Genomic DNA, 10,600 nt, shown 5'->3' with positions numbered 1-10,600 from the left:
CAGGGACGAGTGCTTGAACGAACACTGGTTCCAAACCTTGCCTCAAGCCAGGACGGAGATTGCCGCTTGGCGGCGTGACTACAACGAGGTCAGACCGCACAGCAGCATAGGGCGAGTGCCTCCTGCTCAGTTCGCTGAGCAGCATCGCCGAAGCACTGGAGACGCTGCTCGACATCTGATCCCCACAGAATTCCATTAACCTTCAATCCAGGACCCCTGCCGATTCATTGGTACGGCGAAAGGGGGCAGGTCAAAAAGGGCGGCCGAAGCGGTAGACTTGTTTTTTTGGGAGAGAGAAGGCGGTGTTGACGGTGTTTTGCCACCAACACTGCCTTTTTATGCTTGTACTTTTTATTTGACGCTGACGTTGTGTGTCGTTTCGGTAAAATAGACCGTATTACTTGGTGTTTTAATCGTCCACATGCCCGCCGAGAATGTTGGTTTAACTGTTGATTGGCTGGTGCAATCGAGGTCTATAACAGTTACGGCTGCGAAGTTGGTCGTAGCCTCAGTCGCTCCGTACCGAGTTACCCAATTAGGATCCCATATTATCCCTTGAGGTGCTGGAGCAATGACTTTGTTCGTTGTCGGGACAATATTTGTATTGGAGTATGTTTTAAGGCAAGAACTTCCAGCGATAACGATGCCTGAATTCTGACTGCCGGGTTGCCCCATGGTGTGAAAGTTCAACTCGAACTTTTTAGCGGTGGAGGCGGCGAGGCTGTCCAAGACGAACACATAGCGCCCACCGACAAAAACGACCGTTCGTTGCGCGGTACTTAGGCTTGGCGCGTATGCCGCCGTTGCGTCGCCACTAGTGATGTACCAGTTCGGCCCCCGTTCAAATCTCTTTATTGCACCAGATGCTGTGATGAGTCCCCGATTCAGTGGCCCGAGAGGTTGCCCTTTTCCTCCGTCGAAGGTGATTGCGTTGTGCGCTGCGGTTGTTTTGTACCAGTTTACCCAATGCGGTGACCCATAGGCGTCGTAGACGCCGCTGGTGGTTAACACTTGTTGGCCTGCTTTGTGGATGACCAAGCTGTTTTGATCGGCGTGGCTGTGGTTGTACGAGCCTAAGGGACTGCTTTTGAAATAGACACTTGCTCGGTTTGTGTCGTTCAAAGAACTGTGCATTGCCGCCCAGCCGATTGCAGGGAAAGCTTGTCCGTGTAGTTCGGTGCTTGGCCATGCAGCACTTGTTGTTGGCGTTCTTGGGCTGAGGAGGACATCAAGTCTTGCGGTGTCTTCGCCCTTCATTTGGCCAGCCCACCAAAGCGCGAGTGGTGTTTGGTTTCTGCTCATCACGGCTTTTCCGAGGCGAGCCCAAAGTTCGGTTCGCTTCTCTTCCGCCCCGTCTCCGAAAAGGCCTGCCGGTGAGCCGGGTGGTAAGGTGTAGGCAACATAACGATGGAAGTTTGCGATCCATGGATGGCTGTACATCCTTAAGCCAAGGATTCGCTCGACGGCGTCCCAAGCGATGAGGCTGTCTCCGGTATCCCAAAGCGCATAAGACGTGCCGTTGCCGTAACCTCCGTCTATTCCCTTTGACCCTCCGTAGGGGTTTATAGCAGTTAGGTAAGTTGGTAATGCCGAGTTGAGCCATTGCCTAGCTTCAGGTAGATCCCCCGCGAGAAGAGTTGCTGCGCCGATAAATTTGCCCAGTGTGTTGAATGCAGTACCATTGGTTGGGTCCTTCTTGAGGGCGTCGACTTCGGCCAGGAGCGAAGCTTGGGCGCAGGTTTTCGCAAGTGCGAAGACGATGTTGCGGTCTTCGGTAGTGAGGCCGTCTTTTGTCATGTCGTAGGCGAGCGCTGCAAACCAAACAACTAATCGAGCTTGCGTGGGGTCAAGCTTGCAGGAATTTGCAACCAAGGGTTCACCGTAGCGGCGCAGCCGGGCCTGCGCTTCACTCAAATACCACTTGTCTTTGGTCGCGTGATATGCGAAGCCTGCTTCGGCCATGCCCCTGAGTGCCTTTTCGATTGGCCACCAGTTTGCCAAATCTACCGCGCTGCGCGTATCGACAGATTTAATGCTTATCGTATCCGTGCTGGTTTGGAACGAATCGCGTCGTAAGGCACTGGTCATTGCGTTAAGGCCAGGCGCCCTTTCGTTCAGGGTAGCCGCAACTATGCCCAGATAGTCCTCTTTCCCTTGAAAGAGTCGAGGCCTGGCCATTGCTGAATTCTTGTCGAAAGTGGCGAGTGCTTCGCTTACATAAGCAGATTCGGCGGGGAGGTTTGGAACATTGACTGCCGGTACTGGTGCTGCTTTTGGCGCTGGCGCCGGCACTGCGACGGGTGCCGGTGCCGGTGCGACGACGGGGGGTGGCGTGGGTGCCGGCGTTACGACAGGCGCAGGGGCTGGCGCGACGACGGGAGCTGGTGCAGGAGCTGGCGCGGGTTTTGGCGATGGCGCTGCGACAGGCGCAGGGGCTGGCGCGACGACGGGAGCTGGTGCAGGAGCTGGCGCGGGTTTTGGCGATGGCGCTGCGACAGGTGCAGGGGCAGGTGCGACGACGGGAGCTGGTGCGACGCCGGGTGTAGGTGCTGGTGCAATTGTCGGAGCCGCTACAGGGGCTGCTGCGGGCGCCGGTGTCGGGGCTGGACTTGTGGTTGCGGTGGTGCTCGGGCTTGTCGTAGCTAGCTGTGATGGTCCGGAGCTTGCCGGCGCTACAGTACTCGCCGCGCCAGTTGTGGGAGCCGCAGCAATCTTTACCTCCGGTGTCGCTGTTGGTGGCGCGCTTGAGGCGCTCACAATTGCCGGTGCTGCGTCCGAAGCGGCCTGTTCTTGGGTGGCGGCGCTTTGTGCCGTCGCCATCGCTCCAGAGGCTTCGCCGCTTGGTGTCACTGCAGCGGCTGGTGCATCCGCCGTGCCCGAGCCTCCTCCGCCGCCGCAGGCGCTGAGTAGTGCGCAAGCTGTCATCAAGCTGGCCAAGGTGTTGAGGCGGGGTGCTGCGCTGGGGCGGTTGCTGCTGAACTGGGGCTGGTGCTTCATGTTGCGGTACTTCTCGCTAGTTGACCAACCTTATGCAATTTGGGGTTCTGGAGGGTTGCGGGCTCATCCCGCAACGGTCACAAAGTCGGAAAGGTTGGTGTAGCCATTGTCGGCAAAACGCGTTTTGTCTTTAGTGATAAACGTCTCACTTGGTCTATAGCAATTGCAAGCAATGGAAACAAAGGAAGGCCGGAACCGTACGGATGGCTACTACGCATCAGTCAAGGGGAGATGAACGTGAAATAAACAAAAAAGCCGGGCGGCGACTTGGTCGCGGCCCGGCTTTGATCGGCACTGAAACTGAGATGCAGGTTGCGCCATTATGCCGGCAGCACTTAACCCCGTTGCCGCCATTCCTTCAACAGCAGCCCAAAGAAGGCCATGTCTTCGATGAAGTAGCGTCGATACATGCGGCGCGGCTCTTGCAGGAAGCGGTAGAACCACTCCAGTCCGGTCTTTTGCATCCATACCGGTGCACGCTTGACCTTGCCTGCGGCCACATCAAAAGTGCCACCCACGCCCATGGCGAAGGGGATCTTCATTTGCGACTGGTAGGCGCCAAGGAACTGCTCTTTTTTGGGTGAGCTGATGGCCACAAACAGCAGGTCGGCCTTGGCTGCGGTGATCTGCTCGACCACGCCGGCCTCTTCTTCGGGCTTCCAGTAGCCGTTGCGATAGCCGGCAAACACAAGCTTGGGGTACTTGTGGCTGTAGATGTCTCGTACGCGTGAAACGATCTCTTCTTTGGCGCCAAGCAGGTAGACGCGCCAGCCTTTTTCGGCAGCGCCTGCCATCAAGGCTTCAAACAAGTCGACGCCAGCAACGCGTTCTTTCAATGGTTTGCCCAGCAGGCGCGAGGCCCACACGACGGGCATGCCGTCGGCGTTGATCAGAGCGCAGTCGTTGATGATTTGACGTAACTCAGGGTCATTTTGGGCCTTGACCAACTTGTCGACATTGACGACGACATGCTGATGCGGCTTGCCGCTCTTGATGAAGCCTTCGATGGTTTGCACCGTTTCGGCCATCGTCAAGTTGTCGATGGTGCAGCCCATCATTTGGATGCGTTGGTGGGTCACGAACCAACCCCTTGCTCGTACCATGCCGCTGCGACGTCCAAGCCGCTCTGGATTGAATACACAGGCTCGTAACCGAGGAAAGTCTTGATCTTTCCAATGTCGGCCCTTGAGTGCATAACATCGCCATTTCTGAAATCGCGATGGACTGGTGGTGGGCAAACGAGACTTGGCCTGATTTTCTGAAGCCGCGTGGCAAGCAAGTTGTGTAGTTCGATCAAATTGGTCTGATCTCCGACTGCCACGTTGTAGACCTGATTGATTGCTTCAGCGTCAGTGACAGTTGCGGCCAGCAAATTGGCTTGCACGGCGTTGCCAACGAAGCAGAAGTCGCGGCTCGTCGTGCCGTCTCCATTGATGTAGACGGTTTCACCCTTCAATATCGTGGCAGCCCACTTTGGAATGACGGCTGCATAGGCGCCGTCGGGATCTTGGCGCGGGCCGAAGACATTGAAGTAGCGAAGACCAATGCTTTGCATGCCGTATGACTTTGCAAACACATTGGCGTACAGCTCATTCACGTATTTGGTGACGGCATACGGCGACAAAGGTTTACCGATGACATCCTCGACTTTGGGCAAGCCAGGGTGATCGCCATAGGTTGAACTGCTGGCTGCGTAGACAAAGCGACTGACTTTGGCGTCTCGCGCCGCAACCAGCATATTTAAAAAACCACTGACGTTGACGTCATTGGACGTGATTGGATCGTTGAGGGATCGCGGAACCGACCCTAAGGCAGCTTGGTGCAGTACGTAGTCGACGTTTTCGCAAGCACGCTGACACTCACCAAGCTCACGAATATCTCCTTCGATAAAGGTGAATCGCTGCCAAGCGAACTCCCCGACGATGTTGCGAACTAGCTCCAAATTGTGACGGTGGCCGGTCGCGAAGTTGTCTAGGCCCACAACATGCTGACCTTCGCGCAGCAATGTTTCCAGCAAATTGCTGCCGATGAAGCCGGCTACCCCCGTTACCAACCAACGACGAGGCGCTTCCCGAAGTGACGCTAAACAAGATTCATAGTTCATTATTGTTTCCACTTACAGACGCCAGACCCGCAGACCGGCTGCTTGCAAGGCTTGTTGATCAAAGGCCGCCTTGACGTCGATGAAAGCACCGCCTGGTACCAGTTTTACTGCCAGATCCGCAGTGCTCAGGGCCTTGTAGCTCTTGTGCGCGACCGCCGCGACGATGGCATCGGCCTTCGGAAGCTGCTCCCAAGTGACCGGTCGCACGCCGTATTCATGCACGGCTTCCTCCACATCCGCATCCGGGTCGGTGACGATTACTTCGACGCCGTAGGTCTTCAGCTCGGTGATGATGTCGATGACCTTGGAGTTGCGCAAATCGGCGCAGTCTTCCTTGAAGGTCAGGCCCAGGACGTTGACCTTGGCACCCTTGATCGCGCTGCCGGCGGCAATCATCTGCTTGATGGTCTGCTCGGCGATGAATTTGCCCATGCCGTCATTGATGCGCCGGCCAGCCAGAATCACCTGTGGGTGATAGCCCAACATGTCGGCTTTGTGCGTCAGGTAGTAAGGGTCGACGCCGATGCAATGGCCGCCGACCAGGCCCGGCTTGAACTTCAGGAAGTTCCATTTGGTGCCGGCCGCTTCCAGCACTTCGGAGGTGTCGATACCGATCTTGTCGAAGATGATGGACAACTCGTTCATCAAGGCGATGTTCAGATCACGCTGGGTGTTCTCGATCACCTTCGCAGCCTCGGCCACCTTGATGCTGGCGGCGCGGTGCACGCCAGGGATGATGATTTTTTCGTAGACCTTGGCGACGGTGTCTAGGGTCGCGGGCGTATCGCCGGAGACGATCTTGAGGATCTTGGTCAGCGTGTGCTCTTTGTCACCCGGGTTGATGCGCTCAGGTGAATAGCCGATGAAGAAGTCGGTCTTCCACTTCAGACCCGACTCGCGCTCCAGCACCGGGATGCAAACCTCTTCGGTCGCACCCGGGTAGACGGTCGATTCATAGACGACGATGGCGCCCTTTTTGAGGTTGCGGCCTACGCTGGTGCTGGCACCGACGAGGGGGCGAAAGTCAGGGATATGGGCGTCGTCGACCGGCGTGGGTACAGCCACGATGATGACGTCGGCTTCGCGCAGGCAGGCCGGATCAAAGCTGTACTCGGCGTGTGGCGAATGACTCATTTCCTCGTCGCTCAACTCACGCGAGGGGTCCACACCGGCCTGACATTTGGCGACCTTGTCCTTGGCAATGTCAAAGCCGATGGTGCGGCCATGTTTGCCGAACTCGATCACCAGGGGCAAGCCCACATAACCCAAGCCGACAACTGCGATGACGTTCATATATAGGTCCTTTCAAAAAACGGGTTAACTCAAAGAGATTGTTTTGCGCGATCTATCTATGCGAGACTCTGGGTGAGCTTTTGCAGGGCGCATGTGGAAATTGGTCGGCAGTTTAGATGTTGATTGTGTCGACGTGCCGACCAGCTTTTGCAGCCCAGAAACTTTTATATTCCAACACTCTTGGCCATGCGCAAGTGTTCAGCCTTTGGGCAATCTCGGGTCGCCCTGTGCTTATGGCGGTTTGCGTGCTTCGCAGCGCCGAAGGCTGTTTCAAACCACCAGCTTTTTCGCCAAGATCGCCACAATCCGCTCGGCCGATTTGCCGTCCCATAAGGCGGGGCGACGGCCCTTTTTGCCGCCGTTTTTGATCGTATCCAGCGCCAGCGGGATGATGACGGCCGGGTCGGTGCCGGCCAGCACATTGCTGCCTTCATCTACGGTGACCGGGCGCTCGGTATTCTCACGCATGGTGATGCAGGCGACACCCAGCGCCGTCGTTTCTTCTTGCAGGCCGCCGCTGTCGGTCAGGACGACAACGGCATCTTTCCACAGGTGCAGGAAGGACATATAGGCCTGCGGGCCCATCAGCGTGACGTTGGCGCCCAGGTTGACGCCGAACTTCTCGATATTGGCGCGGGTGCGTGGGTGCACCGGGAAGACCAGAGGCAGCTCGGGCGAGACGGCGCGCAGCACGGTGGCGATGCGCTCCAAGGCTTCTGCGCTGTCCACATTGCTTGGGCGGTGCAGGGTGACAACGCCGTACTTGGGGTGCTGGCGCTTGAAGGCGTCGGTCTCGAAGCCGGAGGTGTCGGTGGTTTCAAGCTTGTGGGCCTGGAACAGCACGTTGTCAGCCATCACATGGCCGACGTCATAGACGACGCTCATGTCGCGGCCTTCGCGACGCAGGTGTTCGGTGGCGCTGGGCTCGGTGACGAAGAACCAGTCGGTGATGGCGTCGGTGACGAGGCGGTTGATTTCCTCGGGCATGGACATATCGCCGCTGCGCAGGCCGGCTTCAACGTGGGCCACGGGCACGCAGGCCTTCTTGGCGACGATGGAGCAGGCGGCGGTGGAGTTGACGTCACCGACGACCAAGCAGGCGGCGGGTTTATCGGCCGCGATCAACGCTTCATAAGCGACCATGATCTTGCCGGTTTGCTCGGCATGCGTGCCGCCTCCGCAGCCCAGGCGTACGTCGGGGGCAGGGATGCCGAGTTCCTCGAAAAAGACATCATTCATGTCGCGGTCGTAGTGCTGACCGGTGTGAATGATTTTCCAGGCCAAGCGCCCGTCGGCCTGTAGCGCCCGCACGATGGGGGCAATCTTCATGAAGTTGGGGCGCGCGCCGGCGATCAGGTGAATGCAAGGCTTGGTCATGGTCTGGTCTGCGTTAGAGGTGGAGCATTCTAAGAGGCGAATATGACTGAGTTGTTGAGGGATGGTGGCCCATGCCGTGATGGCTGTCACGAGAGCCCGACCGGCATCTGGCTTGCAAGGCGCAAGGCATTCCTGGGCCTGGAACAGAATACGCGGCTACAGTGCCGTTGGCCCATTGCGTGGCAAGCCGGTGCTGGCATTGGCCCATGAACACCAGGAGAAAGCATTCGTGAAAGTACTCGTCACCGGCGCGGCCGGATTTATCGGTATGCATGTCAGCCAATTGCTGTTGGCGCGCGGCGACCAAGTGGTTGGTCTGGACAATCTGAATGACTATTACGACCCCCAGCTCAAGCTCGACCGGCTAGCTCGGTTGACGCCGCTGAAGGGTTTCAGCTTCGTCAAGATGGATGTGGCCGACAAGGAAGGCATCGCCCAGCTGTTCGCGACCGAGAAGTTTGACCGTGTGGTGCACCTTGCCGCGCAAGCCGGCGTGCGCTATTCGATCGAGAACCCGCACGCTTATATCGAGAGCAATATCGTCGGCTTCACCAATATCCTGGAAGGCTGCCGGCACAACAAGGTCGAGCATTTGGCCTATGCCTCGAGCTCCAGCGTTTACGGCGGCAATACGCTGATGCCTTTCTCCGAGCATCACAGCGTGGACCATCCCGTCAGCCTGTACGCGGCGACCAAGAAGGCCAATGAGCTGATGGCGCATACCTACAGCCATCTGTTCCGTTTGCCGACCACGGGCCTGCGCTTCTTCACCGTTTACGGGCCTTGGGGCCGGCCGGACATGGCGCTGTTCTTGTTCACCAAGGCCATCATCGACGGCAAGCCGATCAATGTGTTCAACCACGGCAATATGGTTCGCGACTTCACCTATGTGGACGACATCGCCGAGGGCGTGCTGCGGGTGCTGGACCGGGTGGCGACGCCTGAGCCGGGCTATGACGCGATGAAGAGCGACCCGGCGCATTCGAACGCGCCGTACCGCGTGTTTAATATAGGCAACCACGCGCCGATCAAGCTGATGGCCTTCATCGAGGCGATTGAAAAGGCGGTTGGCAGAGTGGCCGAGAAGAACTACATGCCGCTGCAGGACGGCGATGTGCCGGCCACGCATGCCGATGTGGAAGAACTCGCCGCCTGGACCGACTTCCGCCCGGCCATGCCGGTGCCGGACGGGGTGGCCAAGTTTGTGGCCTGGTACCGGGATTACTACAAGGCTTGATCTTGGGGCTCAGGCGGCGCTGGCCTTGTCCAGCCACACCGCCAGCCCCTGCGCATTGAGCTCAATGTCCATGTCTAGCAGCACGGCCTGTTGATCGGGCGGCAATTGGCAGCCATGCTGATGCAAGCGGCGCAAGTAGAGCGCCCGCAGGCCGGCCTTCAATTGCGCATGCCGATCGGGTGCTTGCTGGAGGCTCAGCCCCAGCGCCTCCATCTCGTCCACCTGCGCCAGTAGTAGCTCGGCCAAGCGCGGCAGATCCTGCTGCTCAAAGCCGATGCGGCCGAAATGCGTCAGATACATGGCTCGCGGGTCGAACCCCATCAGGCGCTGCACCGAAGCGCGCAGCGCTTGCGGGTCGAACTGCACCGGCGTGCTGGTGGGCATCAGCCATGCGCCTTGTGGCGTGTCGAATTCGCGAAAGCTCAGGCCAAATGTGTCGCCGGTGAAGCAGCCTCGGCTGCGGGCGTCCCAGATGCAATGGTGGTGGCGGGCATGGCCGGGGGTGTCGATCAGCAGCAAAGGCCGGCCGGCCAGCGAGATGGTTTGCTCATCAAAGCTGGCCTGCGCCCGCTCGGGTGGCACTGGCTGTAGCTCGCCGTAAGAGCGCTGCATTTCTTCCGCGCCATAGACCGCCAGCGCGCCCTTGAACAAGGCCGTCGGGTCAATCATGTGCCGCAGGCCGCGCGGGTGCACCAGTACCATGGCTTGCGGTAGCGACTGCATCAAGAGCCCGACGCCGCCGGCATGGTCCAGATGAACATGGGTGGGAATCACCCAGTCGACGCTGGACGGGCTCAGGCCCAACTGATCCAGCGCCGCCAGCAAGCGCGGCACGGCGTGGTTGGTGCCGGTGTCTATGAAGGCGGCGCGGCCGTTCTCCACCATCACATAGGCAGCATCAAATCGCGGGCGCTGAAAGCCGGTATCAATCGCGTAAATGCCGTGGCCGAGAGCTTCGAGGTAGTCAGGCTGCACAAGTGTCTCCTTAGAATGCGCTCACGATAGCGCAGAGGACGACAGACATGGCCGTGCATGAGATATTGAAGATGGGTGACCCGCGTTTGCTGCGGGTGGCCAAACCGGTGACCGAGTTCGGCACGCCGGAGCTGAAGGCCTTGATCGCCGATATGTTCGAGACTATGAAGGCCGCCAACGGCGCGGGGCTGGCCGCGCCGCAGATCGGTGTGGATCTGCAGCTGGTGATTTTTGGCTTTCAAAGCAATGAGCGTTACCCGGAGGCGCCACCGGTGCCGCCCACCGTTTTGATCAACCCCGTCATCACGCCGCTGTCTGACTCGGTGGTGGAGGGCTGGGAGGGTTGTTTGTCGGTGCCGGGCCTGCGCGGCGTGGTGGAGCGCTTGGAGCGTCTGCGCTATAGCGGCTTTGACGCTGACGGGCGGCCGATCGAGCGTGAGGCCGACGGTTTTCATGCCCGGGTCGTGCAGCATGAATGCGACCATCTGGTCGGCGTCTTGTACCCATCGCGTATCAAGGATTTCAGTCGATTCGGCTTCACCTCGGTGTTGTTTCCTGAGATGGACCCGAAGGCCGATGACTGAGGGTTTGCAATAGTTTGTAAAGGCGGTCGGCCT

Annotated in this window: 9 protein-coding genes; 3 read left to right on the top strand and 6 right to left on the bottom strand. The window is 58.6% G+C overall.

The genetic code is table 11. From position 1 onward, the window contains the following. A partial coding sequence (locus tag PRZ03_RS22915) for an integrase core domain-containing protein (RefSeq protein ID WP_273602430.1) occupies positions 1–199 on the top strand: 199 nt, incomplete at its 5' end. 152 nt (positions 200–351) lie between these two features. Here the strand turns inward: PRZ03_RS22915 and PRZ03_RS22910 are convergent. From PRZ03_RS22910 to wecB, 5 genes are all read right to left on the bottom strand, one after another. Then, positions 352–2,088, bottom strand: coding sequence for a heparinase II/III domain-containing protein (locus PRZ03_RS22910; protein ID WP_273602429.1), 1,737 nt, complete (start codon positions 2,086–2,088; stop codon positions 352–354). Positions 2,089–3,332: 1,244 nt separating this feature from the next. Next, the gene (locus PRZ03_RS22905; RefSeq protein ID WP_273602428.1) at positions 3,333–4,076 is read right to left on the bottom strand and encodes a WecB/TagA/CpsF family glycosyltransferase; all 744 of its coding nucleotides are present in this window, start codon (positions 4,074–4,076) and stop codon (positions 3,333–3,335) included. Beyond that, positions 4,073–5,101: an NAD-dependent epimerase/dehydratase family protein gene (locus PRZ03_RS22900; protein WP_273602427.1), complete on the bottom strand. Its 1,029-nt coding sequence runs from the start codon at positions 5,099–5,101 to the stop codon at positions 4,073–4,075. Before PRZ03_RS22900 ends, PRZ03_RS22905 begins: the two co-directional genes overlap by 4 nt. A 12-nt stretch (positions 5,102–5,113) precedes the next feature. Then, the gene (locus tag PRZ03_RS22895) at positions 5,114–6,394 is read right to left on the bottom strand and encodes a nucleotide sugar dehydrogenase (RefSeq protein ID WP_273602426.1); all 1,281 of its coding nucleotides are present in this window, start codon (positions 6,392–6,394) and stop codon (positions 5,114–5,116) included. Positions 6,395–6,664: 270 nt separating this feature from the next. Continuing rightward, positions 6,665–7,771, bottom strand: a complete 1,107-nt coding sequence (wecB, locus tag PRZ03_RS22890) for a non-hydrolyzing UDP-N-acetylglucosamine 2-epimerase (protein ID WP_273602425.1) — start codon at positions 7,769–7,771, stop codon at positions 6,665–6,667. A gap of 229 nt (positions 7,772–8,000) precedes the next feature. On the opposite strand from wecB, the gene PRZ03_RS22885 reads away from it, so the two are divergent. Next, positions 8,001–9,008 (top strand): NAD-dependent epimerase, encoded by a 1,008-nt coding sequence (locus tag PRZ03_RS22885; protein ID WP_273602424.1) that lies wholly within the window; start codon positions 8,001–8,003, stop codon positions 9,006–9,008. A 9-nt stretch (positions 9,009–9,017) separates the two neighbouring features. On the opposite strand, the gene PRZ03_RS22880 is transcribed toward PRZ03_RS22885, so the two are convergent. Next, the gene (locus PRZ03_RS22880; RefSeq protein ID WP_273602423.1) at positions 9,018–9,983 is read right to left on the bottom strand and encodes an MBL fold metallo-hydrolase; all 966 of its coding nucleotides are present in this window, start codon (positions 9,981–9,983) and stop codon (positions 9,018–9,020) included. Between the two features lie 47 nt (positions 9,984–10,030). Between PRZ03_RS22880 and def the strand changes: the two genes are divergently transcribed. Further along, a complete protein-coding gene (def, locus tag PRZ03_RS22875) occupies positions 10,031–10,567 on the top strand; it encodes a peptide deformylase (RefSeq protein ID WP_273602422.1) in 537 nt (178 codons plus the stop codon). Positions 10,568–10,600 lie beyond the last annotated feature (33 nt).

Source organism: Roseateles albus (assembly GCF_028595345.1).
Taxonomy (GTDB): Bacteria; Pseudomonadota; Gammaproteobacteria; order Burkholderiales; family Burkholderiaceae_C; genus Paucibacter_A; species Paucibacter_A albus.
Note: the sequence above shows the minus strand (reverse complement) of the source record. Positions and strands in the feature narration are given on the sequence as shown.

What these genes read in the sequence shown, in the direction of transcription:
- PRZ03_RS22910 (WP_273602429.1), bottom strand. Translation starts at nt 2,088, where the DNA reads ATGACCAGTGCCTTACGACGCGATTCGTTCCAAACCAGCACGGATACG.
- PRZ03_RS22900 (WP_273602427.1), bottom strand. Translation starts at nt 5,101, where the DNA reads ATGAACTATGAATCTTGTTTAGCGTCACTTCGGGAAGCGCCTCGTCGT.
- PRZ03_RS22895 (WP_273602426.1), bottom strand. Translation starts at nt 6,394, where the DNA reads ATGAACGTCATCGCAGTTGTCGGCTTGGGTTATGTGGGCTTGCCCCTG.
- wecB (WP_273602425.1), bottom strand. Translation starts at nt 7,771, where the DNA reads ATGACCAAGCCTTGCATTCACCTGATCGCCGGCGCGCGCCCCAACTTC.
- def (WP_273602422.1), top strand. Translation starts at nt 10,031, where the DNA reads ATGGCCGTGCATGAGATATTGAAGATGGGTGACCCGCGTTTGCTGCGG.